The sequence below is a fragment of the Shinella sp. GW835-FHT14H05 genome, from assembly GCF_058793575.1.
Genome location: NZ_JBXAFY010000001.1, coordinates 148,887 through 173,573, shown reverse-complemented (window position 1 = coordinate 173,573; position 24,687 = coordinate 148,887). Strand labels below are relative to the sequence as shown.

Genomic DNA, 24,687 nt, shown 5'->3' with positions numbered 1-24,687 from the left:
CCCCATGCCCGTACCCCAGCCGAACCTCTACCCGCCGTTCAACATCGTGCGGCTCTCCCATGTCGAATTCGGCGTGACGGACCTCGCAAAATCCCGCGCCTTCTATGTCGATACGCTCGGCCTGCAGGTGACGGACGAGACGGCGGACACGATCTATCTACGTGCGATGGAAGAGCGCGGCCACCATTGCATCGTGCTGAAAAAATCGGACAAGCCGGAGGCCCGCGACCTCGGTTTCAAGGTGTTTGACGAGGAGGATCTCGAAAAGGCCGTGCATTTCTTCAAGGGCAAGGGCCTGCCGGTGGAATGGGTGGAGCGCCCCTACCAGGGCCGCACCTTTCGCACGCGCGATCCGCAGGGCATCCCGCTGGAATTCTACACGAAAATGGACCGTCTACCGCCGATCCACCAGAAATACGCGCTCTATCGCGGCGTCAAGCCGCTTCGTATCGATCATTTCAACTGCTTCTCGCCGGATGTCGACGCCAGCGTCGCCTTCTACAACGAGATCGGTTTTCGCGTGACGGAATATACCGAGGACGAAGAGTCCGGCCGGCTCTGGGCAGCCTGGACGCACCGCAAGGGCGGCGTGCACGACATCGCCTTCACCAACGGCCGCGGCCCGCGCCTGCACCACACCGCCTTCTGGGTGCCGACACCGCTCAACATCATCGACCTGCTCGACCTGATGGCAACGACCGGCTGGGTTTCCAACATAGAGCGCGGCCCCGGCCGGCACGGCATATCCAATGCCTTCTTCCTCTATATCCTCGACCCGGACGGCCACCGCATCGAAATCTACTGCTCGGATTACCAGACGGTCGACCCCGACCTCGAGCCCATAAAATGGGACCTGAAAGACCCGCAGCGCCAGACGCTGTGGGGGTCGCCGGCGCCAAAATCCTGGTTCGAGCATGGCAGCCTGTTTGCCGGCACCGAGGTGACGGATTCGCTCCTCAAGGCGCAACCGATCATCGCGCCCTGACGGGCATTGCAAATCGACGGCCGAGCGCCGAGAAGAACCAATGCCGACAAGGGAGTGAGACATGGACAGCGAAGAATTCCGTCAGTGGTCGCGAACGGTTGCCGATTGGGGCGCCGATTACCGCGCAGGCCTGCGGGAGCGGCCGGTGCGGGCGCAGACGAAGCCGGGCGATATTGCCCGCCAGATCGATGCCGCAGCACCCGAAGCGGGCGAGACGATGGAGGCGATTTTTGCGGATTTCGAGCGCATCATTCCCGACGGCCTGACGCACTGGCAGCATCCGCGCTTCTTCGCCTATTTCCCGGCCAATGCCGCGCCGGTCTCGGTAATCGCGGATTACCTCGTCACCTCCGTCGCTGCCCAGTGCATGCTCTGGCAGACCTCGCCCGCTGCAACCGAGCTCGAAACCCGCGTGGTCGACTGGCTGCGCCAGGCGCTCGGCCTGCCGGATGGATTTGCCGGCGTCATCCAGGATTCCGCCTCGACCGCGACGCTTGCCGCCGTGCTTGTCATGCGCGAAAAGGCGCTTGCCTGGAAGGGCAACAGCGAGGGGTTGTCAGTGCACAAGGCGGTGCGCGTCTATGCCTCGAAACAGGTGCACACCTCCATCGACCGCGCGATCTGGATTTCCGGCATCGGCGAGGCGAACCTCGTGCGCATCCCCACCAAGGGGCCGCTGAACGGCATGGACCCGGAGGCGCTCGACGCCGCGATCAAGGCGGACCTTGCGGCGGGCCATATCCCGGCCGGCGTAATCGCCTGCACCGGCGGCACCTCGATCGGCGCCTGCGACCCGATCCGCGCAGTTGCCCAGGTCGTCAAGGCGCATGGGCTCTATCTGCATGTGGACGCGGCATGGGCCGGCTCCGCCATGATCTGCCCCGAATTCCGCACACTCTGGGACGGCGTCGAGGCGGCGGATTCCATCGTCTTCAACCCGCACAAATGGCTCGGCGCCAATTTTGACTGCTCGGTGCAGTTCATCCGCAGCCCGGAAGATCAGGTGCGCACGCTCGCGATCCAGCCGGAATATCTGAAGACGCATGGCCATGACGGCATCATCAACTATTCCGAATGGTCCGTGCCGCTCGGCCGCCGTTTCCGGGCGCTGAAACTGTGGTTCCTGATGCGCTATCACGGGCTCGAAGGCCTGCGCACGATGATCCGCAACCACGTAAAATGGTCGGTGGAACTCGCCGAACGGCTTGTCGCCGAGCCGGATTTCGAGATCGTCAGCGAACCCGTGCTCTCGCTCTTCTCCTTCCGCCACAAGGGCGGCGGCGATGAGCACAATATCGCGCTGGTCAACGCCATCAACGACGATGGCCGCATCTACCTGACGCAGACGCGCGTCGACGGCCACATCGCCATCCGCTTCCAGGCCGGCCAGTTCGAAATGACCCGCGACGACGCCGACACCGCCTTCACGGTGATCACCGAAATCGCCCGCAGATTGACATAGGAGACCATCGTGACCGAACGGCCCCGCCTCGCCGGCTTTTCCCATCAGGGTGCCTTGAAATATGGTCTCGTCAAGGATGACGGCATCGTGGACCTTTCGGCCCGCTATGGCGGACGCTGGCAGAGCCTGCGCGAAGTGATCGAGGGGGGGTCATTCGCCGTACTGGCGGAAGAAGCCTCGGCGCTGCCCGCCGATTACGCCCTCGCTGAGATTACCTACGAAATCCCGATCCCGGCGCCGGAAAAGATCATCTGCGTCGGCGTGAACTTTCCCGATCGCAACGAGGAGTACAAGGACGGCCAGGCCGCCCCCGCCAATCCTTCGCTCTTCATCCGCTTCCCGCGCTCCTTCACCGGCCACGACCGGCCGCTCATCCGCCCGCCGGAAAGCCTGCAGCTCGACTACGAGGGCGAGATCGTCATCGTCATTGGCAAAAGCGGGCGGCGCATTGCGGAGGTTGACGCACTCGGCCATATCGCGGCGTTGTCGCTCTGCAACGAGGGCACGATCCGCGACTGGGTGCGGCACGCCAAGTTCAACGTCACGCAGGGCAAGAACTTTGACAGCACCGGCGCGATCGGCCCGTGGCTGGTGCCCTACACGGACGAAAGCCAGCTTGCCGGTATCAAGCTGGAAACCCGCGTCAACGGTGAGCTGCGCCAGAGCGACCGCACCAGCCGCATGGTCTTTTCCTTCCGCAAGATCATCAACTACATCTCCACCTTCACCACGCTCGTGCCGGGTGACATCATCGTCACCGGCACGCCGACCGGGGCTGGTGCGCGCTTCGATCCACCGATCTGGCTGAAGCCGGGCGACGTGGTCGAGGTCGAGGCCGAGGGTATCGGCACGCTGCGCAACACCATCGCCGACGAGGTTTGACCATGATGACGCCGGACGAAATACGCCTAGCGGCGGAAAGCCTCGACGAAGCTGAGCGCAGCCGCATCCAGACGGGCCTGCTTTCGCTAAAATACCCCGCCATCGACATGGACGACGCCTATGCGATCCAGGGCGCCTGGGTGAAGAAGAAGATCGCCGATGGCCGCAGGGTGATCGGCTGGAAGATCGGCCTCACCTCCAAGGCCATGCAATATGCGCTGAACATCGACATTCCCGATTCCGGCGTGCTCTTCGACGACATGGTGTTCGAGGACGGCGCGACGGTGCCGGCGGGCCGCTTCATCCAGCCGCGCGTCGAGGCGGAAATCGCCTTCGTGATGAAGGCGCCGCTGAAAGGCCCCGGCGTGACCGTCTTCGACGTGCTGAACGCCACGGACTACGTGACGCCCGCCCTCGAAATCCTCGACACGCGCATCCAGCGCGTCGATCCGGAGACGAAGAAGGCGCGCACCATCTTCGACACAATCTCCGACAATGCGGCCAATGCCGGCATCGTCACGGGCGGGCGCGCTGTTCGGCCCGATCAGATCGACATGCGCTGGATGGGCGCCATCGTCAGCCGCAATGCGGAGGTCGAGGAAACCGGCCTTGGCGCCGGCGTGCTCAACCAGCCCGCCCGCGGCGTGGCCTGGCTTGCCAACCGGCTCGCCCAATACGGCGATGGCATCGAGGCGGGGCAGATCGTGCTCGCCGGCTCGTTCATCCGGCCGATCGAGGCGCGCCACGGCGATACGATCGTCGCGGATTTCGGCCCCTACGGCACCGTCAGCCTGTTCTTCGCATAAGGATTTTGCCATGGCCGCTCCGAAAAACCGTTTCAAGCAGGCGCTGAAGGAAGGCCGTGCGCAGATCGGCCTCTGGCAGGCGCTCGCCAATCCCTACACCGTCGAGATTTGCGCCGAGGCGGGTTACGACTGGCTGCTTCTCGACGCCGAGCATGCGCCGAACGACGTGCCCTTGCTCGTCTCGCAGCTCCAGGCGATGAAGGGCTCGGCGAGCCACGCCGTCATCCGCCCGCCGATCGGCGAAACCTGGATCGTCAAGCAGTTGCTCGATATCGGCGCACAGACGCTGCTCATCCCCATGGTCGACAGCGAGGCGATGGCACAGACCATGGTGAAGGCCGTGCGCTATCCGCCGCATGGCGTGCGCGGTGTCGGCGCGTCGCTCGCCCGCGCCTCCGCCTTCAACCGCACGACGGACTATCTGCAGACGGCCAATGACGAGGTCTGCCTGCTGCTGCAGGTCGAAAGCCGCGCGGGGCTCGAAGCGCTCGACGACATTGCCGGCACGGAGGGCGTCGACGGCGTCTTCATCGGCCCGGCGGACCTTGCTGCCGACATGGGTTTTCTGGGCAGGCCGGGCGCGCCGGAAGTGCAGGCCGAAGTGGAGACGGCGCTCAAAAAAATCCAGTCGCATGGCAAGGCGGCGGGCATCCTCACCGGCGATCTCGGGCTTGCGAAACGCTACCTCGAGCTCGGCGCGACCTTCGTCGCGATCGGCAATGACGTGACGCTGCTCGCCAATGCCACGACGAAGCTGCTCGCCGATTTCAAGGCCGCGGATCCCGCGAAAGCCCCGCAGAACGCCAAGGTCTATTGACCCTCTATTCCTCGCCGCCCGCCTTGCCGTCGAGCTTGAGGGCGGCGAGTTCTTCCAGCATGTCGAGAAGCTGTTCGGTGCGGCCGGCGCCGAAGCGGGCGTCGATATCCGCATAGACGCGGCGGCTGTCCGGCATCACCTCGTCGATGATCGCCTGGCCGGCCGGCGCAAGCTTGAGCAGGACGCGGCGGCCGTCGCCCTTGTCCTTGTGCCGGGTGATGAAACCACGCTCCTCCAGCGAACGCAGCATGCGGGTAAGGCTCGGCGCGAGAATGAAGGCCTTTTCCGCCACTTCCGTCGCATCGAGCAGGCCCGCTTCCGAAAGCGCGCGCAAAACCCGCCATTGCTGCTCGGTCACGTCGTGATCGGCAAGGATCGGCCGGAAATGGCTCATCACCGCCTCGCGCGCCCGGAGCAGGCCGATCGCCAGCGACCGCCGGCGGTCGCGGGGCGGCAGATCCTTCGTGTCGTCGAGAGAAGCAACTTTCGTCATCCTGCCTCTATCTTCGATTTTTCCGGTCCGTGCAATGCGCGCGAACCGATCGGCCTCACCGCGAGCGCGCGAGCCAGGCATCGAGGGACAGCAGGCCGGGGCCGCGGGCCGCGATGAACAGCAGGCAGGCGGCCCAGGTGCCATGCGTCGGCCAGGCGCCGGGATAGACAAAGATCTGAATGACCAGCGTCATCGCCAGCAGCGCCAGCGCGGAGAGGCGGCTGGCAAGGCCGATGACAAGCAGGACCGGGAAGAGATGTTCGGCAAAGGCGGCAAGGTGCGCCGCCAGCCAGGGATCGACGAGCGGCAGCTTGTATTCATTTTCGAACAGATAGAGCGCACTGTCGGACACCATGAAACCCTGCATCTTCGTCTGGCCGGACTGCCAGAAGACGGCAGCGATCGACAGGCGCGCAACAAGGGCGATGAGATCGTTCGGAATGCGGGTCAGCGCCTGCAAAGCCTGGTCATAAAGTCTGCGCGGCACCGGCAGGGCGGCATCAGGCATGGTGTCGGTGTTCATCGGGGTTTTCCTCTCTGATGGCGGTGAAGGCTCCGGAGCGGAGCAGCACCGCGAGGTTTGTCGAAAGGTCGAAGCGTTCTTCCGCCGCCATCGCGGCCTCGGCCGCCAGCCCAAGCGTTTCGCCGACGGCGAGCAGCCGGTAAAACATCGCGCCGCCCGGCGGCAGCGGGGTCACCTCGACGATCATCTGCGGGCGCACCACCAAAGCGTCCTCGCCTTTCCAGTGGTCGAGAGACGTCAGCGGACGCTCGCCGGCATTCATCGCCCAGATCGTCACGGCCGGGTGCGGCGAGGAGAAGATCGACAGCGCCGGATGCGGCGTGAAGACGAGATCGCCGAGCCGGGCCGGATCGACCGCCGCCAGCGCCTGCGGATCGAGCGGCTCCGCATCTGCGGCGTGGTAGGCGCATCCGCGGGCGACTTCCAGGCGCATCACATCGGGCAAATAGGCGATGTCACGCGCCGGCTCGAAGGCCGCGACGAAATCCGGAAAATCATCGCCATAGACGAGAAGCAGCGGTGAACGCGGTGGGTGGAGAAGGACGAATGCCTGCGCCATCGCCCGGAAGAATTCTGTCCCGACGATGCGCTCGGCCACCGGGAAGCGCGAGGACAGCGCGCTGGTGAGGCTCGCCGAGACATTGTTGCGATAGACACCGTAGCGGCGTTCGGGCGCGGGCGAATTCCACGCGGTCAACCCGGCGGGCGGCGGCGTGGCCGCGAACAAGCCGGCGGCGAAGGCGGTCTGGGTGGCGGCGGACATGGTTCACGCCGCCCTTTGGCGGGCGGCCGTATCGAGGATGCGTTGGGCGGCCATCGCCTCGTCGCGCAGCACGGGCCAGGCGGGCACGTCATTGTCCCATTCGACGAGGCTGGCGACCGGCCCGATGCGGCCGATGACCGTCTCGTAGAGCGCCCAGACCGGATCCTTGACGGGCGTATCATGGCTGTCGATCAGCAGGGCCGCACCAAGATCGTCCACCGTCTCGGAATGGCCGCTCAGGTGAATTTCGCGCACGGCCTCAAGCGGGAAACGGGCGATGTAATCGCCGGCGTCGAGATTGTGGTTCGTCGCGGCGACGAAGACATTGTTGACGTCGAGCAGCAGGCCGCAGCCGGTCCGCCTCGCGATTTCGGCGAGGAAGGCTGTCTCCTCGATCGTGCTTTCCTCGAAGAGCAGATAGGTGGCGGGGTTTTCGAGCAGCATCTGACGCTTCAAGGCGTCCTGCACCTGATCGACATGCTCGACCACGCGGACAAGCGTCTCCTCGGTATAGGGCATCGGCAAAAGATCGTTGAGGAAGACGCTGTCATGCGTCGACCAGGCAAGATGCTCGGAAAAGCTTTCCGGCTGGTAGCGGTCGCATAGCACTTTCAGCCGGGCGAGATGTTCGCGGTCGAGCGGCTGCATGGAGCCGATCGACAGGCCGACGCCGTGGATCGACAGCGCATGATCCTCACGCAGCTTGCCAAGCTGCGCATGCGGCGGCCCGCCCGCACCCATATAGTTTTCCGCATGGACCTCGAAGAAGCCGATGGGCTGCGGTGCGGAAAGAATATCGGCGAAATGCTCGGGCTTGAAGCCGACGCCGGCACGGCGCGGAAGGCGGGAGGGGATCATGACGGGCCTCTTCGAAGGGAAGCGGCGGCGCCGGAAAGGCGCCGCCTGATAGGGAAGAACGAAGGCCTCAGGCCGGTGCCATGCCCTGTTCCAGCATGCCGTGGCCGTTCGGCGTCTTCATCGAGACGCAGGTGCCGGTCGGAACCAGCTTCCAGGCGTTCTGTTGGTAATCGATCTTCGAGGTGCCGGCGCAGGTCGTGCCCGGGCCTGCCGCGCAGTCGTTCTGGCCCTTCATTGCGATGCCGTAGCATTTTTCCTTGCCATCCTCGGCGGCGGCCGGCATGGCGATGGTTGCGAGCGCCGAAGCAAGCGAGCCGGCAAGGGCGAGGGTAACGATCGTGGTCTTCATGTCTGTCTCCATTTGTGGCCAGCCGCGATTGGCTGTTGCATTGGGGGCTACGGAGACAGGTCCGGCTTCGTTACAGCCTGGGGCGTCGTTTTTTCCGCGCGCCCCTTGCCGAATGACCAGCGGCGTAAGAAAAAGGCTCGGCGCATCAGGCTCTTGGCGCATTACGGATTTCTTTCGGGACCACGCGGTAACAAAATCGTGTGCCCTGGCGTAGGGGAAGGAAACGGTGAAACATTCGGCGCGCGAAGAGGAATGGGCGGATTGGCTGCGTCTCGCCATCAAGGGCGATGTGCAGGCCTATAACCGTTTCCTCGTGGCGGTGACGCCGCATTTGCGCCGCATGGCGCGCCGGCGCTGTGACCAGTACGGTGCGCCGGCGAGCGAGGCGGAGGATGTCGTGCAGGAAGTGCTGCTCGCCATCCACCTGAAACGCGGTACCTGGGATCCGGCCCGGCCGCTCGGCCCTTGGCTGACGACGATCGTGCGCAACAAGCTGGTCGACAGCCTGCGCCGCCGCGGCCGGCAGGTCAGCGTGCCGATCGACGACGTCTCCGATTTCCTGGAGGCGGGCGACGAGACGCACGAGGCCGCCGACCGGCTGGATACGGAGACGATGCTGGCGCAGCTCAGGGATCCGCAACGCGATATCGTCCGCTCGATCTCGATCGAGGGGGCGGGCATCCGGGAAACCGCGGCACGGCTGAAGATGACGGAGGGCGCGGTGCGCGTCGCCCTCCACCGGGCGCTGAAATCGCTCGCCGCCCTCTATCGGAGCGACTGACATGAAGACCGACGACCTGATTGCCCTGATGACGCAAGACGCGCCCGTCGGCCTGCGCTACGGCCGCGCGCTCGCCATCGCGCTCGTCGCGGGCGTTGCCGTCTCCGGCGTGCTGCTCGTCATCACCGTCGGCCTGCGGCACAACATGGCGAGCGTCTTCGAGACAGCGCGCGTGCTGTTCAAGATCGTCGTGACGATCGCGCTTGCCGTGCTCGCCGCCCGGCTCGCCATGCGCATCGGCCGGCCGGGAGAGGCACTGCGCCTGCCGGCCTTGCTGCTCGGCCTGCCGGCGCTGCTGGTCGGTGCGGCGGTCGCGGCCGAACTCGCGGTGCTGCCGCAGGCGACGTGGAAGGCCAACATGGTCGGCGGCAATGCGCTGTTCTGCCTATTCTTCATCCCGGTCCTGTCGCTGGCGCCGCTTGCCGGCCTGTTCTGGGCACTGAAGCAGGGCGCCCCGGAAAACCCGACGGCGGCCGGTGCGGCCGCCGGGCTTGCGGCCGGCGCGATCGCCGCCGCCATCTATGCCTGGCACTGCCCGGACGACAGCCCCCTTTTCCTCGCCGCCTGGTACACGATCGCCATCGGCGTCGTGACCGGCGCCGGCGCATTGCTTGGTCGCCGCTGGCTGCGCTGGTAAGCCGAAGCGCGGAGGCCTGCGACAGCACGCCACGCGCCATCGCGGTCTTGTTTGATCAACGTCAAAGAAGGCGCGACGCGGCGGGGCTACCTCCTTGGCCATGAACGAGAGACGTTCGGCAGCAAGGAGACTTCCAGTGCGTATCATGGCAACCAGCATCGTCGGTGCTGCAGCAATCCTCATGGCGCTCGCCCTTCCGGCGGCGGCGGCAGATTTCGAAGTGCATATGCTGAACAAGGGGGCCGAAGGGGCCATGGTGTTCGAGCCAGCCTTCGTGAAGGTCGCGCCGGGTGACACCGTCACCTTCATCCCGACGGACAAGGGGCACAATGTCGAGACGATCAAGGACATGATCCCCGAGGGCGCGGCGGCCTTCAAGAGCAAGATGAACGAGACCTACAAGGTGACCTTCGACAAGCCGGGCGCCTATGGCGTCAAGTGCACGCCGCATGCCGGCATGGGCATGGTCGGCGTGGTTGTGGTCGGCGACGCGCCGGCCAATCTCGACGCGGTCAAGACCGGCAAGCTGCCCAAGAAGGCGCGCGAGCGCATGGACGCCGCCCTCACGGCGCTGGGGCTGTAACCGCCTCCACCAGACCGCCGGCCGCCGTCACGATCACGGCCGGAAGCGGCAGGGATTTTCGACCTGCGAGATCGAAATAGACGGAGACGGCGAGCAGTTCCGCGCACAGCACGCCGTCCGCCTTGTTCGTCAGCCAGTGCCTGGTGGTGAGCGAGGTGCGTCCCACCTTCACCACGGCGCTGTGGATTTCGAACAGGCTGCCGACCGGCAATTCCTGGCGAAAATCGATCTCGTAGCGGCGATCGGCCCACCCCTCCCTGCGCTCCGCAATCCACGCCGCCGAATAACCGCTAGCGGCCATCAGGTGCCAGAGCGACTGGTCGAAGGCCGCGATGTAGAACTGCACGTTCATATGGCCCATCGCGTCGCATTGCGCGGGATAGACGACGCCCTGATAGGTGAAAAGCGGCACGGCAAACCTCCTTCGTGCGGGTGAGAGACCTTTGACGGACGATTGCATCATGCAATAGTCGCTGCCAGAAGCATAAATTCAGGGAATGATGCACATGGCCCGGCAGAGACGGCGTTTCGTCTGGGAAATCGACTGGAACCTGCTGCGCACCTTCATGGTGATCGTGCAGGAGCGCGGCCTGACGGCGGCGGGTGAGAAACTGTCGCTCAAGCAGCCGACCGTCAGCAATGCGCTGAAGCGGCTGGAGACGCATATGGGTTGCCGGCTCGTCGAGCGGAACGCCTCGCATTTCGCCGTGACCCCCGCCGGCCAGCGGCTGTTCAGCGAATGCATGGCCCTCTTCGATATCGTCTCCGGCCTGCCGCAGCACATGGAGGAACAGCCCGGCGACCTGACCGGTCATATCGAGATGACGCTGGCGAGCCACGTCGTCTGCCCGTTCCTCGACGAAGTCCTGGCGAGCTTCCACCGCGCGTTTCCGCAAGTCACGATCTCGCTCTCCGTCGCCTCCAGCCAGGACGTGGTGGCGGCCGTGCTCAATCGCGACGCCTGCTTCGGCTTCTGCCTGATGCAGGAGCGGCATCCGAAGCTGGAATACGAGGTGCTCTACCGCGAGAGTTTTGGCTATTTCTGCGGCGCGCGGCATGCGCTGTTCGGCATACCCGAGCTGCCGCTCTCGGCGCTGCGCAACGAGCCCTACGTCTCTTTCAAGACGGACCAGATGTCCGGCGCGCTCTGGCCGGTGGCGCTGCTGCGCCAGCAGGAAGGTTTCGAAGGCCAGACCGTCGGCACCTCCTCGCATCTGGAAGAGGTGAAGCGGCTGATCATCGCCGGCTTCGGCTTCGGGCCGCTGCCGATCCATGTCGTGGAGGAAGACCTGCGTGCCGGCCGCCTCTGGCGCCTGCCGCCCTACGAGAATGCGCCGGTCATCGACGTGCATCTCGTCTATGACGGCGCGGCCCGCCGCAGCCGCGCGGAAAACATCCTGCTGGCCGAACTGCGCCAGGCAATCGCCACCATCCCCTTCGACCAACGGACCTATCCCGACAGCGCCCCGAAGCCGGTGAGGAAGGATGTCAGGTTGTCGCCGAGTTCGTCGCACAGGTAACCGCCTTCCTGCACGATGACCGTCGGCAGGCGCAGCGCGCCGATGGCCTCGGCGATGCGGGCGAAACCGGGTGTCGAAACCGAAAGGCCGCCGAACGGGTCGTTCTCGAAGGCATCGAGGCCGAGCGCCACGACCAGCGCATCCGGCGAAAAGGCCTCGATCCGGCGGATGGCGACGGCAAGGGCATAGAGGAAGATGTCGTCGCCGGATTTGCGCGCCAGCGGCAGGTTGAGATTGTAGCCGAGGCCGAACCCCTCGCCGCGCTCGTCCGCATGGCCCCAGAAGAACGGGTAGAAGCGCACGGGATCGGCATGGATCGAGACGGTCAGCACGTCGCGGCGCTCGTAGAACATGCCCTGCGTGCCGTTGCCGTGGTGCAGGTCCACGTCGAGGATGGCGACGCGTTTCGCATCCTTTAGGAGATGCTCGGCGGCGATGCCGGAATTGTTGAAGAAGCAGAAGCCGCCGGCGACATCGCGGAAAGCATGATGGCCCGGCGGACGGCAAAGCGCATAGGACCAGGCGTCGCCGGCCATCACAGCTTCGGCCGCGGAAACGGCCGTCGAGGCGCTCCAGCAGGCGCTCTCGAACGTGTGTTCGGAGATCGGGCAGGACGTATCCGCCATGTGATAACCCGCCTGGCCGACGGCGGACGCCGGGTAGCTGCCGGTGCGCGCGATCGGATGGATGTTCGGGATCACCTCCTTCGATGCCCCCTCGATGCGCTGCCAGCGCTCGTGGATGCGGCCGAGGAAATCGATATATTCCGGCGTGTGCACGGCGGAGACCGGGCCAAGCCCGTGATCCTTCGGCCGCACGATTTCCATGCCCGCCGCGCGTACGCCGGCAAGCAGGCGCTCGACGCGCTCCGGCTGTTCCGGGTTCGGCTGCGGCGCGCCGCTCGACAGGAAGAAGCTCGGGTCGTGGCGCTTCTGTTCGTCCGCAAAAAACGTCTTCATGGCTCTTCCTGCTCTGCAAATGCATCGAAATCCGCGCCCTTGATCATGTGGATCTGCTCGTCGCGGGCGTGGTGGATACCGAGCCGCTCATAGAAGGCCTGCGCGCGAAAATTTTCCACGTCGACGGAGAGCCGGAGATAGCGCGCACCCTGCGCCCGGCCGCGCTTTGCCGCCGTATGCAGCAGCCGTTCCCCGATGCGCCGGCCGCGAAAGGCGGCCTCGACGATGAGGTCCTGCACATAGATGCCCGGCGTGCCCATCCAGGTGGAGAAGATCGGGAAGGTCAGGCAGAGGCCGGCGAAGGTGCCATCCGCCTCGGCGATCAGCACCTCGAAGGCCGGTGCTTCGCCAAAACCGTAGCGGCGGACATCCTCCACCGTCGCGACGAATTTCTCTTCCGCATCCATGCTCGTCGCCAGCGCCTTCAGCCCGGCATGGATCGTCTCGGCGTCGTCCGCCACCGCCAGCCTTATCCGGATATCGTCCTGCATGATCCCTCTCAGAATGCGACGCGATCGCCGCCCTTGAGGCCGAGCATAGTGCGCGCCTCGTCCGGCGTCGCCACCTCCAGCGAAAGACCTTCGAGGATTGCGCGGATGCGGCGCACCTGGTCGGCGTTCGAGGTGGCAAGCTCGCGACCATCGAACAGACTATCCTCCAGCCCGACGCGCACGCTCCCGCCCATCGTGGCCGCCATGGTGATCATCGGCATCTGCTTGCGGCCGGCGGCGAGCACGGAGAAGCGGTAGTCGTCGCCAAAAAGCTTGTCGGCGATGCGCTTCATATGCATCAGGTTTTCCGGATCGGCGCCGATGCCGCCGAGCACGCCGAAGACGAACTGCATGAAGGGCGTGCCGGGAATGAGCCCGCGGTCGCGGAAATGCGCGAGCGTGTAGAGATGCCCGACATCGTAGCATTCGAACTCGAAGCGCGTGCCGCAGCCCTCGCCCAGCCGGCGCAGGATCGCCTCGATATCGGCAAAGGTGTTGCGGAAGATCGTGCCGCGCGTCGCCTCCAGCAGTTCCGGCTCCCAGGCATGCTGCCACTCGCGCGGCCGGTCGAGCATTGGGAACAGGCCGAAATTCATCGAGCCCATGTTGAGCGAGCACATTTCCGGTTCCGCCGCGACCGCCGCCGCCAGCCGGTCCTCCAGCGTCATGACGGAGGAGCCACCGGTGGTGATGTTGATCACCGCATTGCTCGCCTGCTTGATGATCGGCAGGAAGCGCATGAAGATTTTCGGATCGGCTGTCGGGCGACCGTCTTCCGGATTGCGTGCATGCAGGTGCAGGATCGAGGCACCCGCCTCCGCCGCCTCGATCGACTGGGCGGCGATGTCCTCCGGCTTGTAGGGCAGGTGCGGCGACATGGAGGGCGTGTGCACGGAACCGGTGACCGCGCAGGTGATGATGACCTTGTTAGACTTCATGGCGGCACCTTATTTGCGGATCGGCAGCGAAAGTTCGCCGGCAAGCTGGGCGAGCGTCGCGTCAAGGATCGTCACGATCTCGCCGACCTGCTCTTCCGTGGTGATCATCGGCGGGCAGACGAGGAAATGATCGCCCTCCACGCCACCGCGCGTGCGGCGCGAATAGATGATCAGACCGCGCTCATAGGCGATGTCGACGACACGCTGGTGCGCCTCCAGCGCCTTCGGCAGCGGCACCATGGTCTCCCGGTCCGAGACGAATTCTGCGGCGAGCAGCAGGCCCTTGCCGCGCACGTCGCCGATGAAGGGATAGCGTTCCGCAAGGCCCTCCAGTTCGGACCGCAGAAGAGCGCCGATGCGCGTGGCATTGCCGAGCAGGTCCTGCCGCTCGATCTCGTCGAGCACGGCAAGCCCCGCCGCGCAGGCGAGCGGATTGCCGGCATAGGTGTAGCCATGGGCGAAGCCGCCACGGTCGAGCACGGGCTTGACCAGCCGCGAATGGGCGATCATCGCGCCAAGCGGGCAATAGCCGGCACCGAGCCCCTTGGAAAGCGCGATGATATCCGGCCGGCAGTTCCAATGGTCGCCGCCGAGATAACGCCCGGTGCGGCCCGCCCCGCTCATCACCTCGTCATGGATCAGCAGGATGCCGTATTTGTCGCAGATCTCGCGGATGCGCGGATAGTAGCTGTCGGGAGCGACCAGCGCGCCGGTGGAGGCGCCACCGATCGGCTCCATGATGAAGGCGAGCACGCTCCCCGGCCCCTCCTCCAGGATCTTCTCCTCAAGAAGGTCCGCATAGCGCAACCCGCGCTCTTCCAGCGAAAAGTTGTCGCGGTCGAGATAGGCGGTCGGCGCCTTGATGTGCGGCATGTCGCGCAGCATCGGCAGGAACGGTTTTTTCAGCGCGTCATAGCCGGTGACGGCGAGCGCGCCCAGCGTCGAGCCGTGATAGGAGGGGAAGCGCGAGATGACCTTCCAGCGTTCGGGCTGGTCGGTGGCGAGTGCCCATTGCCGGGCGAGCTTCAGGCAGGATTCCACCGCCTCCGAGCCGCCGGAGACGAAGAACACCCGGTCGAGCCCTTCCGGCATGTAGCCGGATAGCCGCCGCGCAAGGTCTTCCGCGGGCTGGTTTTCGAAATGCAGGCGATAGGCGAAGGTCGCCTTGTCCATCTGCCGCTTCATGGCATCGAGCACGTTGCGGTTGGAATGGCCGATATTGACGACCATCGCCCCGCTCGACCCGTCGATGACCTTCCTTCCGTGTTCGTCCCAGATGTAGATGCCCTCCGCGCGGTCGGCGAGCGGCCGGCGCATGCGCGACTGGTAGAAGAGGTGTGATGCCGGGCGTTCGCCCGTCGATGTCGGTTGCTGGCTCATGATCGGTCCAATGGATTGCAATGCGGCGTCTAGCCGTTGAGGAATTTCTTGAGGAAGCCGCGGGTGCGCTCCTGCGTCGGGTTGCGGAAGAGGTCTTCGGGCTTGCCCTCCTCCACCACGGCGCCATCCGCCATGAAGATGACGCGGTCGGCGACTTCGGCGGCAAAGCGCATCTCGTGGGTGACGATCACCATAGTCATGTGTTCGGCCGCAAGCTGCTTCATGACGAGGTTCACCTCGTCCACCAGCTCCGGATCGAGCGCCGAGGTCGCCTCGTCGAACAGCATGACCTTCGGCTGCATGGCGAGTGCCCGGGCGATCGCCACGCGCTGCTTCTGGCCGCCGGAAAGCCGGGCCGGGAAGGCATCGATCTTGTCGGCGAGGCCCACCTTGTCGAGCATCTTGAGGGCGAGCGTGCGCGCCTCCACCTTCGCCATGCCCTTCAGCTTGATGGGGGCGATGGTGATGTTTTCCAGCACGCTCAGGTGCGGGAACAGGTTAAAATGCTGGAACACCATGCCCATCTGCTGGCGCACGCGGTTGATATGGCGTTCGAAGGCGCGGCGGTCGAGCTTCTGGTTGACCTGCACACCATCGAGCCAGACTTCGCCGCCATCCAGCGTTTCGAGATGATTGATCGAGCGCAGCAGCGTGCTCTTGCCGGAGCCGCTAGGCCCGATGACGGCAACGATCTGGCCGCGCGCCACGCTGAAATCGATGCCCTTCAGCACTTCCAGCGGCCCGAAAAACTTTCTGGCCCCGCGCACCTCGATCATCGGACGGACGTCGTTCATCGCGAAAGCTCCACTTTGCGTTCGATCCCGCGCAGGACGGCTTCGAGGACGAGATTGAGAATGTAGTAAAGGGCGGCGGCCGTCAGGTAGAATTCGAAGGGCCGGTAGGTCTCGCTGATGACGAGCTGCGCACTGTGCACCAGTTCGGCAATGCCGATCATCGAGACGATCGAGGACTCCTTCAGGAGCGCGATCATCATGTTGCCGATGGCCGGCACCGTGTTGCGCACCGCCTGCGGCACGACGATGTAGAACCGCGTGCGCCAGGCGCCGAAACCAAGCGAGCGCGCCGCCTCCGTCTGCCCCTTGTCGAGCGAGGCAATGCCGGCACGAAAGATATCGGCATTGTAGACGGCGAAATGCAGGCTGAGGCCGATGATACCCGACCAGATGGCCGGAATGTCGATTCCGATCTGCACCAGGCCGAAATAGATGAGGAAGAGCTGCAACAGCAGCGGCGTGCCCATGAAGAGCCACATGAAGAGGCGCAGCGGATAGCGCACCACGGGCGAGGCATAGAGCACGAGCAAGGCAAAGCCGATGCCGGCCAGCACGCTGAGCACGGCAGACGCCGTAGAGATAACGACGGTCCACCACAGGCCCTTGCCGATCAGCGGCCAGTATTCCGGAACGATGCTGAAATCCAGTCCCTGCATGGCTCAGGCCTCCCCGGCATAGGCGCGGTCGAGACGGTCGATGATAACAGTCAGGCCGTAGACCATGATCATGTAGAGCACCGCCGTCACAGCAAAAATCTCGAAGGGTTTGTAGGTGGAGCCGATGAAGCGCTGCGCCGTATAGGTCAGTTCGACGACGGAGATGGTGGCAACAAGCGCCGTGCCCTTGACCAGCGCCACGGCATTGACGCCGAGCGGGCGGATCATCAGCTTGGCGGCCTGCGGCAGCACGATCCAGCGCATGGATTGCCCCTCGGCAAAACCGAGCGAGCGCGCCGCCTCCATCTGCCCGCGATCGACCGAGAGCACGCCGCCGCGGATCGATTCCGCCATATAGGCGGCGATGTTCAGCCCCAGCGCGATGGCGCCCGCGGCAAAAGGCTCAAGCTGGATGCCGATCTGCGGCCCGCCGAAATAAAGCAGGAAGATCTGGATGAGCGCCGGCGTGCCGCGAAAGACGCTGACATAGGCCGTGCCGAGAAACCGCAGGATCGCCACATGCGACAGGCGAAGCCCGGCGATCAGCGCCGCGACGGCAAGCCCGATGGCAAGCGAGATCAGGGAGAGTTCGACGGTCGTCCAGGCCGCCTGGACGAAGACAGGAATGATGCGGCCGACAAGAGCGATATCCATACGGACCCTCGGCAATCGGTGAGGCTGCCGGCGGGCGCGATCACGCCTGCCGGAGCCACCATTCAAGGACGATCAGCGGATATCCGAGCCGACCCACTTCATGGCGATGGCCTCATAGGTGCCGTCGGCCATCATGTCGTCCAGCGCCTTCTGCATGGCGGCCTTCAGCTCCGGATTGCCCTTGCGGATGGCAATACCGATCTTGTCCTCGGTGCCGGCGAATTCCGCGACGTCGAGCTTCACGACCTTCTCGCCGGTTTCCTTGACGGCGATCGATACCGGCACGGCATCGACGATCATAGCCTGGATACGGCCGGCCTTCAGCTCAAGGAACAGTTCCGGCAGGCCCTTGTAGGTGCGGATTTCCCAGCCGCCGCGCTCGCGCGCCCATTTTTCATGGGTCTCGCCGAGCGTCACGCCGATGGTCTTGTCCTTGAGGTCGTCGATAGACTTGATGTCGGAGCCTTCGGTCACGAAGACGCCGCGACCCGACTTGTAATAGGGACCAACGAAATCGACGGCCTTTTCACGCTCCGGCGTGATGGTCATGCTGCCGATGACGGAATCATATTTGCCGGCAAGCAGGCCGGCAATGATGCCGTCCCAGGCGGTGCTGACGCCGGCACCCTTGACGCCAAGACGCTTGGCGATCTCGTTGCCGATATCGACGTCGAAGCCGACCACTTCGTTCTTGTCGTCGACGAAGCTGAAGGGCGGATAGGCGCCGCTGTTAGCGAACCTGAATTCGCCGGCGGACTTGATGGTTTCCAGCTCATCCGCGCTTGCGGACAGCGGCATGGCGACGGCGGAGAAGGCGAGGCCGGCGGCCACGGCATAGGACAGAATGGTCTTCAACATGATCGTTCCCCTTTTTGGCTCCAGGGAAGATCGGGCAGGATCATGCATTACACAAATAGATAGTCAAAATGCCAAGCATTCTGAAGAAGAATGCTCAATCCGCCCATTCGGGATCGGTGGTGAAGGCGATGGTCAGCCTCGCTGGCATCTTCAAGGCTTTAGCATCGAGCGAAGCCGCTTAGGGGAATTCCATCTTCTGCATGATGTGGATTTATACATTTAATTTTCTAATAGCCCCGCCCCCTGCTAATTTCGGGCCCACAAACCAATGGGATAGCGCATGCTGAAACTTGCCCTGCTGTCGGCCTGGCTTTTCCTGGCAGCCTCCCCCTTTCTTGCCGCAGGCCACGCCATGGATCTTTCTTTGCACAAGGCGGCCGCCGCCGATGACGCCGCGGAAATCACGGCGCTTCTTGCCAAGGGCGCCGAGATCGATGCGCGGGACGGGAGCGGGGCGACCGCGCTGCTCGTCGCAACGCACGGCAACAAGGTGGACGCCGCCCGCTCGCTGATCGAGGCCGGTGCCGATGTGAACGCCAAGGACGACATCAGCGACAGCCCCTATCTCTATGCCGGCGCGCGCGGCCATCTCGACATCCTCAAGCTGACGCTCGCCCACGGCGCCGATCTCAAGAGCATCAACCGCTACGGCGGCACGGCCCTCATTCCCGCCGCCGAGCGCGGCCATGTCGAGACGGTCGACACGCTGATCAAGGCGGGCGTCGACGTGGACCATGTCAACCGGCTCGGCTGGACGGCGCTGCTGGAGGCGATCATCCTTGGCGATGGTGGACCGCGCCATGTGAAGATCGTCGGCCTGCTGCTGGATGCCGGCGCCAAGGTCGATCTCGCGGACAATGACGGCGTCACGCCGCTCCAGCATGCCCGCGGGCGCGGTTATGGGGAAATCGTCGCGCTGCTGGAAAAGGCGGGCGCGAAGTAACCAAAAACAAGGCGGCGGCGCAGACCGACGTCAGACAATACCGGAAACACTCAAGACAAAGGGCCTGAGACGATGCAACGCAGCTACTATTCCTCCCTCGGCGGCCATCCGCCGCAGAGCGACCTCCTGACCGGACGCGCCGTGTTCACGGAGGCCTATGCGGTGATCCCCAAGGGGGTGATGCAGGACATCGTCACCAGCTTCCTGCCCTTCTGGAACGGCACGCGGCTCTGGGTGATCGCCCGCCCGCTCTCCGGCTTCGCCGAGACCTTTTCGCAATATGTCGTGGAAGTGGCGCCGGGCGGCGGCAGCGACCGGCCGGAGCAGGATGCGGGCGCCGAGGGCGTGCTCTTCGTCGTCGATGGCGAGGTGGAACTGACGCTGCCTTCCGGCAAGCACACGCTCCAGCCGGGCGGCTACGCCTTCCTGCCGCCGGGCCTGAAATGGTCGCTGCACAACCGCTCGGGTGCCCATGCTCGCTTCCACTGGATCCGCAAGGCCTATGAGGCCGTCGATGGTCTCGATCATCCGGAGCCGCTGATCCTCAACGAGAAGGACATCAAGCCGTCGGAAATGCCCGGCACGAATGGCGGCTGGGCGACGACGCGCTTCGTCGATCCGAACGACCTGCGCCACGACATGCATGTGACGATCGTCACGCTGCAGCCCGGCGCCGTCATTCCCTTCGCGGAAACCCATGTCATGGAGCACGGCCTCTATGTGCTTGAGGGCAAAGCCGTTTACCGGCTCAACCAAGATTGGGTGGAAGTGGAGGCCGGAGATTTCATGTGGCTGCGCGCCTTCTGCCCGCAGGCCTGCTATGCCGGCGGCCCCGGCCCGTTCCGCTACCTGCTCTACAAGGACGTCAACCGTCACATGACGCTGCGCCCCTTCGGCGCGCGCCGCTAAGCCCCGATAGAACCCGCGCCCGAAAACGGCGCGGGTTTTCTCGTTCAGCCGGAAGCGGGCATCGCGGCCGAATAGTGCCGAGGATCGAAGCGCAGGTAGAGCAGCGCCGTGACGAGCACGCAACCGAGATGCAGCGCCCAGCCAGCGGCAAAGCCGCCGGTCCAGTCGTGCAGCAGGGCCATGGCATAGGGGCCGATCGCAGCGATCAGGAAACCGCCGCCCTGCATCAAAGCGGCAAGCGCGCCGGCCTGTTCGGGCCGCGGCAGATGGTCCAGCGCGGTGACGATGGCGAGCGCGAAACTGCCGCCGAGGCCCGCGCCGCAAAGCCCGGCCCACACGGCTGGCGCCGCCGCAGGAAAGCTTGCAAGACCGAAGAAACCGATCGCCTGGAAGGCGATCGTCAGCCACAGCCAGCGGCGCCGATCGACATTGCCGCGGGCGAGAACGGGCAGTCCCAGCGCGGCGGCGGCCTGACAGGCGGCCATGATGGCGACGAGGCCGCTGCTGTCGGTGCTGGTCCAGCCCTGCGCCTGATAATAGGGCGCAAGCCAGGCGATCATCGAGGTATAACCGGCATTGATCAGCCCGAAGGCCGCCATCAGCACCCAGGTGCGCGGCCGCCGCAGCAACTGGCGGGTGAGCGTGCCATCGGGCCTGTCCGACCGAACGTCCGAGAGGATGCGCCACGAAGCGGCCAGCGCGATCGCCACCGGCAGCGCCAGCCAGGCAAGCGCAGCGCGCCAGCCATAGCCGGCATGCACCAGCACCGGCATCAGCCGCGCACCAAAAGCGCCACCGGCCATGATCATCGCGGAATAGAGGCCGGTGACGACGGGTACATGCGCCGGAAAACGCGCCTTGATGATGCCCGGAAAGGCCGCCTGGATGAAGGCGACACCGATGCCGGAGAGTGCCGCCGTGAGGATCAGCGACGCGCCGTCCCAGACGACGAGCCGTAAGGCCGAGCCGGCAAGCAGGATAACGAGCGCGATGAGCAGGCCGCGGCGCGCGCCGAGCTTCACCTGAAGGCCGGGCGCCACGAAGGCGCCGAGCCCCATCAGGAGCATCGGCAGCAGCGTCAGCATGGCGATGCCGCCATAGCCCAGTCCGGTATCCGCGACGATTTCCGCCAGGATCGGCGCCGGCGCGGCAAGGAAAGGCCGCAGGTTGAGGCCGATCAGGACGACCAGTGCGAGCATGGCCCAATCGCGTCCGGCATGCGTATCCGTCATGGTTCGACTTTCGTGCTGAAAATGCTTGTTCGGGCGACGAGGGCGCCGCCGATCATGGCGTATCGCTAGCACCGGCTTGAATCATGCGCAAATTAGATGTTTAGATGGCGACTATTCCGTTTTCCAATGGAGATGCCGTGCTCGATCCGCGTTTGCTCCGGGCCTTCGTGGCGATCGCCGATGCCGGCAGTTTCACGGCGGCCGCCGACCGCCTGCACATGACCCAATCGACGATGAGCCAGCAGATCGCCCGGCTGGAGGAAGCGATCGGCCGCGATCTCGTCGACCGCGCCGCGCGCCCCGTGCGCCTGACAGTGACGGGCGAGCGCCTGCTCGGCCACGCCCGGCGCATCCTGGCACTTCAGACCGAAGCGCTGACGCTGGTCGCCGAAACCTCCGGCACCACCTCGGTCAGGATCGGCATGCCGGACGATATCGCCACACCTGAAATGGCCCATGCCTTCGCGGCCTTCGCCAAGCGCCACAAGGAAGCGCGCCTCGACGTCACCACGGGGCTGCGCTCTGACCTGACGCGGCGCTACCGCTCCGGCGAACTCGACATCGTCGTGCTGAAGGAGGACGTGCCGAGTTCCGACGCCTGGTCGAGTTTTGAAGAGCCGATCGCCTGGTTCACGGCGCTGGATGCGGCAAGCGACCTGCCCGATCCCACCCCGCTCGTCACCTTCCCGCCCGGCGGGCTCTATCGCGACGCCATGTTCGAGCGCATGGAGCGTGAGCGGCGGCGCTGGTATGTCGCCTTCACCTCCGCGAGCCTGCGCAACGTGCTGATGGCGATCGAGGCGGGCCTCGGCCTGTCGCTGCTGCCGGTCGATTCGGCGAAGGGATGGCGAGTGAAGCCGATCGCCGATTTCGCGCCGGAACCGCCGGTCGTGGCCTCGCTCTATTCCTGGGAGCGCGGCGGCATCGTCGGGGAACTGGCAAGCGAGGTGCTCGACATCCTCAAGCGGCATTTCGCGCCGGAGCGGCGTCAGGCCTTGTAGAGGTCCGCATAGGTGTCGCGCAAAACGTTCTTCTGCACCTTGCCCATCGTGTTGCGCGGCAGGTCATCGACGAAGAGCACGCGCTTCGGCTGCTTGTAGCGCGCCAGCCGGTCCTTCAGCCCGTCGAGCACCGCCTTTTCGTCCAGCCCCGCGCCCTTTTTCAACACCACGACGGCCGTCACGCCCTCGCCGAAATCCGGATGCGGCACGCCGATGACCGCACTTTCGATAACGCCGGGCATGCCGTCGATCTCGGTCTCCACTTCCTTCGGATAGATGTTGTAGCCGCCGGAGATCACGAGATCCTTGCCGCGCCCGACGATGTGCACATAGCCGCGCTCGTCGACCTTGCCGAGGTCGCCGGTGATGAAGAAGCCGTCCGTGCGGAATTCCGCGGCGGTCTTTTCCGGCATGCGCCAGTAGCCCTTGAAGACGTTCGGGCCTTTCACCTCGATCATGCCCGTCTCGCCGTCCGGCAAGGGCTTTCCGGTTTCCGCCTCGGTAACGCGCAGCGAAACACCGGGCAGCGGGAAGCCTACCGTGCCGGCAACCCGGTCGCCGTCATAGGGGTTCGAGGTGTTCATGTTGGTCTCGGTCATGCCATAGCGTTCGAGGATCGCGTGACCGGTCTTGTCCGAAAAGCTGCGATGGGTTTCCGCAAGCAGCGGCGCGGAGCCGGAGACGAAGAGCCGCATGCCGGCGGTCGCCTCCCGCGTCAGGCCGGGATGCTGCACGAGCCGCACGTAGAAGGTCGGCACGCCCATCATCACCGTGGCGTTTTCCATCAGCCCGAGCACCTCGTCGGCGTCGAATTTCGGCAGCAGGACCATCGAGGCGCCGGAGAGCAGCGTGACGTTCGAGGCGACGAAAAGGCCGTGCGTATGGAAGATCGGCAGCGCGTGGATCAGCCGGTCGGCGCTGGTGAAGCGCCAGTGCTCGCTGAGCGTCAGGGCGTTCGAGAGCAGGTTGTCATGCGTCAGCATCGCGCCCTTCGAGCGGCCGGTCGTGCCGGATGTGTAGAGGATCGCCGCGAGATCGTCGGTCCCGCGCTCCGCATCGGCAAAATCCGCTTCCTGGCCCCCTGCCCGCTGGATGAGGCTGCCGCCGCCGATCGCATCGAGCGTCTCGACTATGCTGCCATAGGCCTCGGCGACCGCCGTGACGCCGCTCACGGACCTCGGGTCGACGACCACGAGCCGCGGCGCGGCATCACCGATGAAATAGTCGAGTTCCGTCAGCGTATAGGCCGTGTTGAGCGGCAGGTAGACCGCGCCAGCACGCACGCAGGCAAGGTAGAGCATCAGCGCCTCCGGGCTCTTTTCCACCTGCACCGCGACCCGGTCGCCCGGCTGCACGCCGAGGCCGACGAGCGCTGCGGCCAGCCGGCCGGAAAACGCGATCATCTCGCCATAGGTCCAGCGGCGCCCCTCGGCGGTCTCGATGAAGACGGCCTCCGGTGTTGCGGCGGCGCGGATCGCGTCGAATAGATGATTGCCCATGGTGACCTCCTGCACTGTTTTCCCGCACCTTGCACAAGGTCGGCGGGGAACGCCAGAGGATCAGCGCAACAGGCCCTGCCCGCCGTCGATCCAGAGTGGAATGCCGGTAATGTGGCGGGCCTTCGAGGAGGCGAGGAAGAGGATGGCGTCGGCCACCTCGTCGGCCGTTCCGGGCTTGCCGTCGGAGACGGGGATGTCGCCCTCCGGCCAGACGACGGGAATGCCGGATTCGCCCGCCCCGCGCTGCTTGGTGTTCTCGTCGATGCTCGTTTCGATCGCGCCGGGGCAGACAGCGGTGACGCGGATGCGCGCCTTGCCGAGCTCCAGCGCGAGCTGCTGCACCATGGCAAGCTGCGCCGCCTTGGTCGCGGCATAGGCGGTGGCCCCGGGCGTGGAAAAGGTGCGCGTGCCGTTGATTGAGGAAACGACGACGATGGCGCCCTCGCCCGCCTTTTTCAGGAAGGGTACGGTCAGGTGCAGCGTCAGATAGGTGCCGCGCAGGTTGACGGCGATCGTTTCATCCCATTCGGCGGGCTTCAGGTCGTCGATCGGCGCCCACACGCCATTGATGCCGGCATTGGCGACGACGACGTCGAGGCTGCCGAAGGTGGCGACGAGCTGCTCCACGGCGCCGCGCATCGAGGCTTCGTCCGTTACGTCAGCCGCAAGTGCCAGACCCGCGCCGCCGAGTGCCAGGATTTCCTTCGCGACGGCCTCGACCTCTTCCGCGGTACGGCTCAGCACGCCGACGCTTGCGCCATGGCGGGCGAAGGCCAGCGCCGTGGCCTTGCCGATCCCGGATCCGGCACCGGTGACGAGGGCGACCTTTCCTGCAAACAGCATGGGCAACTTCCTCTTCGTTATGCCGGTTCGGCTCGACAACAATGCCCGGGAGACACGTCGGTTCCCCGGTT

Annotated in this window: 29 protein-coding genes; 12 read left to right on the top strand and 17 right to left on the bottom strand. The window is 65.2% G+C overall.

Going from position 1 to position 24,687, the window contains the following annotated elements; genetic code table 11:
• Positions 1–4 precede the first annotated feature (4 nt).
• From hpaD to hpaI, 5 genes are all read left to right on the top strand, one after another.
• Complete coding sequence (gene hpaD / locus AC1Q6Z_RS00830; protein ID WP_492646420.1) at positions 5–985, top strand: 3,4-dihydroxyphenylacetate 2,3-dioxygenase; 981 nt, start codon at positions 5–7, stop codon at positions 983–985.
• A 61-nt stretch (positions 986–1,046) separates the two neighbouring features.
• Entirely contained in the window at positions 1,047–2,447 is a 1,401-nt protein-coding gene (locus tag AC1Q6Z_RS00825; protein ID WP_492646419.1) for a pyridoxal phosphate-dependent decarboxylase family protein, read from the top strand.
• A gap of 9 nt (positions 2,448–2,456) precedes the next feature.
• Positions 2,457–3,329: a fumarylacetoacetate hydrolase family protein gene (locus AC1Q6Z_RS00820; RefSeq protein ID WP_492646418.1), complete on the top strand. Its 873-nt coding sequence runs from the start codon at positions 2,457–2,459 to the stop codon at positions 3,327–3,329.
• 2 nt (positions 3,330–3,331) lie between these two features.
• Entirely contained in the window at positions 3,332–4,135 is an 804-nt protein-coding gene (gene hpaH, locus AC1Q6Z_RS00815; RefSeq protein ID WP_492646417.1) for a 2-oxo-hept-4-ene-1,7-dioate hydratase, read from the top strand.
• Positions 4,136–4,145: 10 nt separating this feature from the next.
• Positions 4,146–4,952 (top strand): 4-hydroxy-2-oxoheptanedioate aldolase, encoded by an 807-nt coding sequence (hpaI, locus tag AC1Q6Z_RS00810; RefSeq protein WP_492646416.1) that lies wholly within the window; start codon positions 4,146–4,148, stop codon positions 4,950–4,952.
• 4 nt (positions 4,953–4,956) lie between these two features.
• On the opposite strand, the gene hpaR is transcribed toward hpaI, so the two are convergent.
• The 5 genes from hpaR to AC1Q6Z_RS00785 all read right to left on the bottom strand — a co-directional run bounded on the left by hpaR (position 4,957) and on the right by AC1Q6Z_RS00785 (position 7,938).
• A complete protein-coding gene (hpaR, locus tag AC1Q6Z_RS00805) occupies positions 4,957–5,445 on the bottom strand; it encodes a homoprotocatechuate degradation operon regulator HpaR (RefSeq protein WP_492646415.1) in 489 nt (162 codons plus the stop codon).
• A 55-nt stretch (positions 5,446–5,500) separates the two neighbouring features.
• Positions 5,501–5,968 (bottom strand): DoxX family protein, encoded by a 468-nt coding sequence (locus AC1Q6Z_RS00800; protein ID WP_492646414.1) that lies wholly within the window; start codon positions 5,966–5,968, stop codon positions 5,501–5,503.
• Positions 5,946–6,731: an HvfC/BufC family peptide modification chaperone gene (locus AC1Q6Z_RS00795; protein ID WP_492646413.1), complete on the bottom strand. Its 786-nt coding sequence runs from the start codon at positions 6,729–6,731 to the stop codon at positions 5,946–5,948. The genes AC1Q6Z_RS00800 and AC1Q6Z_RS00795 overlap by 23 nt, the downstream gene beginning before the upstream one ends.
• Positions 6,732–6,734: 3 nt before the next feature.
• Positions 6,735–7,589: an MNIO family bufferin maturase gene (bufB, locus tag AC1Q6Z_RS00790; protein ID WP_492646412.1), complete on the bottom strand. Its 855-nt coding sequence runs from the start codon at positions 7,587–7,589 to the stop codon at positions 6,735–6,737.
• 67 nt (positions 7,590–7,656) lie between these two features.
• A complete protein-coding gene (locus tag AC1Q6Z_RS00785) occupies positions 7,657–7,938 on the bottom strand; it encodes a BufA1 family periplasmic bufferin-type metallophore (RefSeq protein ID WP_256119729.1) in 282 nt (93 codons plus the stop codon).
• A 226-nt stretch (positions 7,939–8,164) separates the two neighbouring features.
• Here AC1Q6Z_RS00785 and AC1Q6Z_RS00780 point away from each other — a divergent pair, with 226 nt between their 5' ends.
• From AC1Q6Z_RS00780 to AC1Q6Z_RS00770, 3 genes are all read left to right on the top strand, one after another.
• On the top strand, positions 8,165–8,719 hold the full coding sequence (locus AC1Q6Z_RS00780; RefSeq protein ID WP_492646411.1) for a sigma-70 family RNA polymerase sigma factor: 555 nt from the start codon (positions 8,165–8,167) through the stop codon (positions 8,717–8,719).
• Position 8,720: 1 nt separating this feature from the next.
• Positions 8,721–9,356: an NrsF family protein gene (locus tag AC1Q6Z_RS00775; protein WP_492646410.1), complete on the top strand. Its 636-nt coding sequence runs from the start codon at positions 8,721–8,723 to the stop codon at positions 9,354–9,356.
• A 145-nt stretch (positions 9,357–9,501) separates the two neighbouring features.
• The gene (locus AC1Q6Z_RS00770; RefSeq protein ID WP_435266572.1) at positions 9,502–9,939 is read left to right on the top strand and encodes a pseudoazurin; all 438 of its coding nucleotides are present in this window, start codon (positions 9,502–9,504) and stop codon (positions 9,937–9,939) included.
• On the opposite strand, the gene AC1Q6Z_RS00765 is transcribed toward AC1Q6Z_RS00770, so the two are convergent.
• Positions 9,920–10,351: an acyl-CoA thioesterase gene (locus AC1Q6Z_RS00765; RefSeq protein WP_492646409.1), complete on the bottom strand. Its 432-nt coding sequence runs from the start codon at positions 10,349–10,351 to the stop codon at positions 9,920–9,922. The genes AC1Q6Z_RS00770 and AC1Q6Z_RS00765 overlap by 20 nt on opposite strands.
• A 94-nt stretch (positions 10,352–10,445) precedes the next feature.
• Here AC1Q6Z_RS00765 and AC1Q6Z_RS00760 point away from each other — a divergent pair, with 94 nt between their 5' ends.
• Entirely contained in the window at positions 10,446–11,459 is a 1,014-nt protein-coding gene (locus AC1Q6Z_RS00760; RefSeq protein WP_492646408.1) for a LysR family transcriptional regulator, read from the top strand.
• On the opposite strand, the gene AC1Q6Z_RS00755 is transcribed toward AC1Q6Z_RS00760, so the two are convergent.
• The 8 genes from AC1Q6Z_RS00755 to AC1Q6Z_RS00720 form a co-directional block, all read right to left on the bottom strand.
• Positions 11,390–12,418, bottom strand: a complete 1,029-nt coding sequence (locus tag AC1Q6Z_RS00755; protein ID WP_492646407.1) for a histone deacetylase family protein — start codon at positions 12,416–12,418, stop codon at positions 11,390–11,392. The two genes, AC1Q6Z_RS00760 and AC1Q6Z_RS00755, sit on opposite strands and share 70 nt — an antisense overlap.
• Complete coding sequence (locus AC1Q6Z_RS00750; protein WP_492646406.1) at positions 12,415–12,909, bottom strand: GNAT family N-acetyltransferase; 495 nt, start codon at positions 12,907–12,909, stop codon at positions 12,415–12,417. The genes AC1Q6Z_RS00755 and AC1Q6Z_RS00750 overlap by 4 nt, the downstream gene beginning before the upstream one ends.
• Positions 12,910–12,917: 8 nt before the next feature.
• Positions 12,918–13,847 carry a 3,5-dioxohexanoate:acetyl-CoA acetone transferase gene (gene kce, locus AC1Q6Z_RS00745; RefSeq protein WP_492646405.1) on the bottom strand — a complete coding sequence of 310 codons (930 nt, stop codon included), beginning with the start codon at positions 13,845–13,847 and terminating at the stop codon, positions 12,918–12,920.
• A 9-nt stretch (positions 13,848–13,856) separates the two neighbouring features.
• On the bottom strand, positions 13,857–15,227 hold the full coding sequence (locus tag AC1Q6Z_RS00740) for an aminotransferase family protein (RefSeq protein WP_492646404.1): 1,371 nt from the start codon (positions 15,225–15,227) through the stop codon (positions 13,857–13,859).
• A 29-nt stretch (positions 15,228–15,256) separates the two neighbouring features.
• Positions 15,257–16,021 (bottom strand): amino acid ABC transporter ATP-binding protein, encoded by a 765-nt coding sequence (locus AC1Q6Z_RS00735; protein ID WP_492646403.1) that lies wholly within the window; start codon positions 16,019–16,021, stop codon positions 15,257–15,259.
• A complete protein-coding gene (locus AC1Q6Z_RS00730; RefSeq protein ID WP_439628991.1) occupies positions 16,018–16,677 on the bottom strand; it encodes an amino acid ABC transporter permease in 660 nt (219 codons plus the stop codon). The genes AC1Q6Z_RS00735 and AC1Q6Z_RS00730 overlap by 4 nt, the downstream gene beginning before the upstream one ends.
• Positions 16,678–16,680: 3 nt before the next feature.
• Positions 16,681–17,331: an amino acid ABC transporter permease gene (locus tag AC1Q6Z_RS00725; RefSeq protein ID WP_492646402.1), complete on the bottom strand. Its 651-nt coding sequence runs from the start codon at positions 17,329–17,331 to the stop codon at positions 16,681–16,683.
• Positions 17,332–17,403: 72 nt separating this feature from the next.
• A complete protein-coding gene (locus AC1Q6Z_RS00720; protein ID WP_435266451.1) occupies positions 17,404–18,189 on the bottom strand; it encodes an ABC transporter substrate-binding protein in 786 nt (261 codons plus the stop codon).
• Positions 18,190–18,541: 352 nt separating this feature from the next.
• On the opposite strand from AC1Q6Z_RS00720, the gene AC1Q6Z_RS00715 reads away from it, so the two are divergent.
• Together AC1Q6Z_RS00715 and AC1Q6Z_RS00710 are read left to right on the top strand one after the other, a co-directional pair.
• Complete coding sequence (locus AC1Q6Z_RS00715; RefSeq protein ID WP_439617777.1) at positions 18,542–19,132, top strand: ankyrin repeat domain-containing protein; 591 nt, start codon at positions 18,542–18,544, stop codon at positions 19,130–19,132.
• A gap of 72 nt (positions 19,133–19,204) precedes the next feature.
• Positions 19,205–20,041, top strand: coding sequence for a bifunctional allantoicase/(S)-ureidoglycine aminohydrolase (locus tag AC1Q6Z_RS00710; RefSeq protein WP_439617670.1), 837 nt, complete (start codon positions 19,205–19,207; stop codon positions 20,039–20,041).
• A 44-nt stretch (positions 20,042–20,085) separates the two neighbouring features.
• On the opposite strand, the gene AC1Q6Z_RS00705 is transcribed toward AC1Q6Z_RS00710, so the two are convergent.
• A complete protein-coding gene (locus AC1Q6Z_RS00705; protein WP_492646401.1) occupies positions 20,086–21,273 on the bottom strand; it encodes a cyanate transporter in 1,188 nt (395 codons plus the stop codon).
• A 104-nt stretch (positions 21,274–21,377) separates the two neighbouring features.
• Here AC1Q6Z_RS00705 and AC1Q6Z_RS00700 point away from each other — a divergent pair, with 104 nt between their 5' ends.
• Positions 21,378–22,274: a LysR family transcriptional regulator gene (locus tag AC1Q6Z_RS00700; RefSeq protein WP_492646400.1), complete on the top strand. Its 897-nt coding sequence runs from the start codon at positions 21,378–21,380 to the stop codon at positions 22,272–22,274.
• Here the strand turns inward: AC1Q6Z_RS00700 and AC1Q6Z_RS00695 are convergent.
• Positions 22,262–23,773, bottom strand: a complete 1,512-nt coding sequence (locus AC1Q6Z_RS00695) for a malonate--CoA ligase (protein WP_492646399.1) — start codon at positions 23,771–23,773, stop codon at positions 22,262–22,264. The two genes, AC1Q6Z_RS00700 and AC1Q6Z_RS00695, sit on opposite strands and share 13 nt — an antisense overlap.
• A gap of 60 nt (positions 23,774–23,833) precedes the next feature.
• The gene (locus AC1Q6Z_RS00690; RefSeq protein ID WP_439628979.1) at positions 23,834–24,616 is read right to left on the bottom strand and encodes an SDR family oxidoreductase; all 783 of its coding nucleotides are present in this window, start codon (positions 24,614–24,616) and stop codon (positions 23,834–23,836) included.
• Between the last annotated feature and the right edge of the window lie 71 nt (positions 24,617–24,687).

What these genes read in the sequence shown, in the direction of transcription:
- AC1Q6Z_RS00755 (WP_492646407.1), bottom strand. Translation starts at nt 12,418, where the DNA reads ATGAAGACGTTTTTTGCGGACGAACAGAAGCGCCACGACCCGAGCTTC.
- AC1Q6Z_RS00825 (WP_492646419.1), top strand. Translation starts at nt 1,047, where the DNA reads ATGGACAGCGAAGAATTCCGTCAGTGGTCGCGAACGGTTGCCGATTGG.
- AC1Q6Z_RS00760 (WP_492646408.1), top strand. Translation starts at nt 10,446, where the DNA reads ATGGCCCGGCAGAGACGGCGTTTCGTCTGGGAAATCGACTGGAACCTG.
- AC1Q6Z_RS00740 (WP_492646404.1), bottom strand. Translation starts at nt 15,227, where the DNA reads ATGAGCCAGCAACCGACATCGACGGGCGAACGCCCGGCATCACACCTC.
- AC1Q6Z_RS00730 (WP_439628991.1), bottom strand. Translation starts at nt 16,677, where the DNA reads ATGCAGGGACTGGATTTCAGCATCGTTCCGGAATACTGGCCGCTGATC.
- AC1Q6Z_RS00695 (WP_492646399.1), bottom strand. Translation starts at nt 23,773, where the DNA reads ATGGGCAATCATCTATTCGACGCGATCCGCGCCGCCGCAACACCGGAG.
- AC1Q6Z_RS00735 (WP_492646403.1), bottom strand. Translation starts at nt 16,021, where the DNA reads ATGAACGACGTCCGTCCGATGATCGAGGTGCGCGGGGCCAGAAAGTTT.
- hpaI (WP_492646416.1), top strand. Translation starts at nt 4,146, where the DNA reads ATGGCCGCTCCGAAAAACCGTTTCAAGCAGGCGCTGAAGGAAGGCCGT.
- AC1Q6Z_RS00690 (WP_439628979.1), bottom strand. Translation starts at nt 24,616, where the DNA reads ATGCTGTTTGCAGGAAAGGTCGCCCTCGTCACCGGTGCCGGATCCGGG.
- AC1Q6Z_RS00775 (WP_492646410.1), top strand. Translation starts at nt 8,721, where the DNA reads ATGAAGACCGACGACCTGATTGCCCTGATGACGCAAGACGCGCCCGTC.
- hpaD (WP_492646420.1), top strand. Translation starts at nt 5, where the DNA reads ATGCCCGTACCCCAGCCGAACCTCTACCCGCCGTTCAACATCGTGCGG.
- AC1Q6Z_RS00800 (WP_492646414.1), bottom strand. Translation starts at nt 5,968, where the DNA reads ATGAACACCGACACCATGCCTGATGCCGCCCTGCCGGTGCCGCGCAGA.
- AC1Q6Z_RS00785 (WP_256119729.1), bottom strand. Translation starts at nt 7,938, where the DNA reads ATGAAGACCACGATCGTTACCCTCGCCCTTGCCGGCTCGCTTGCTTCG.
- hpaR (WP_492646415.1), bottom strand. Translation starts at nt 5,445, where the DNA reads ATGACGAAAGTTGCTTCTCTCGACGACACGAAGGATCTGCCGCCCCGC.
- AC1Q6Z_RS00795 (WP_492646413.1), bottom strand. Translation starts at nt 6,731, where the DNA reads ATGTCCGCCGCCACCCAGACCGCCTTCGCCGCCGGCTTGTTCGCGGCC.
- AC1Q6Z_RS00715 (WP_439617777.1), top strand. Translation starts at nt 18,542, where the DNA reads ATGGATCTTTCTTTGCACAAGGCGGCCGCCGCCGATGACGCCGCGGAA.
- AC1Q6Z_RS00770 (WP_435266572.1), top strand. Translation starts at nt 9,502, where the DNA reads ATGGCAACCAGCATCGTCGGTGCTGCAGCAATCCTCATGGCGCTCGCC.
- AC1Q6Z_RS00725 (WP_492646402.1), bottom strand. Translation starts at nt 17,331, where the DNA reads ATGGATATCGCTCTTGTCGGCCGCATCATTCCTGTCTTCGTCCAGGCG.
- AC1Q6Z_RS00750 (WP_492646406.1), bottom strand. Translation starts at nt 12,909, where the DNA reads ATGCAGGACGATATCCGGATAAGGCTGGCGGTGGCGGACGACGCCGAG.
- bufB (WP_492646412.1), bottom strand. Translation starts at nt 7,589, where the DNA reads ATGATCCCCTCCCGCCTTCCGCGCCGTGCCGGCGTCGGCTTCAAGCCC.
- hpaH (WP_492646417.1), top strand. Translation starts at nt 3,332, where the DNA reads ATGATGACGCCGGACGAAATACGCCTAGCGGCGGAAAGCCTCGACGAA.
- AC1Q6Z_RS00710 (WP_439617670.1), top strand. Translation starts at nt 19,205, where the DNA reads ATGCAACGCAGCTACTATTCCTCCCTCGGCGGCCATCCGCCGCAGAGC.
- kce (WP_492646405.1), bottom strand. Translation starts at nt 13,847, where the DNA reads ATGAAGTCTAACAAGGTCATCATCACCTGCGCGGTCACCGGTTCCGTG.
- AC1Q6Z_RS00705 (WP_492646401.1), bottom strand. Translation starts at nt 21,273, where the DNA reads ATGACGGATACGCATGCCGGACGCGATTGGGCCATGCTCGCACTGGTC.
- AC1Q6Z_RS00700 (WP_492646400.1), top strand. Translation starts at nt 21,378, where the DNA reads ATGGCGACTATTCCGTTTTCCAATGGAGATGCCGTGCTCGATCCGCGT.
- AC1Q6Z_RS00720 (WP_435266451.1), bottom strand. Translation starts at nt 18,189, where the DNA reads ATGTTGAAGACCATTCTGTCCTATGCCGTGGCCGCCGGCCTCGCCTTC.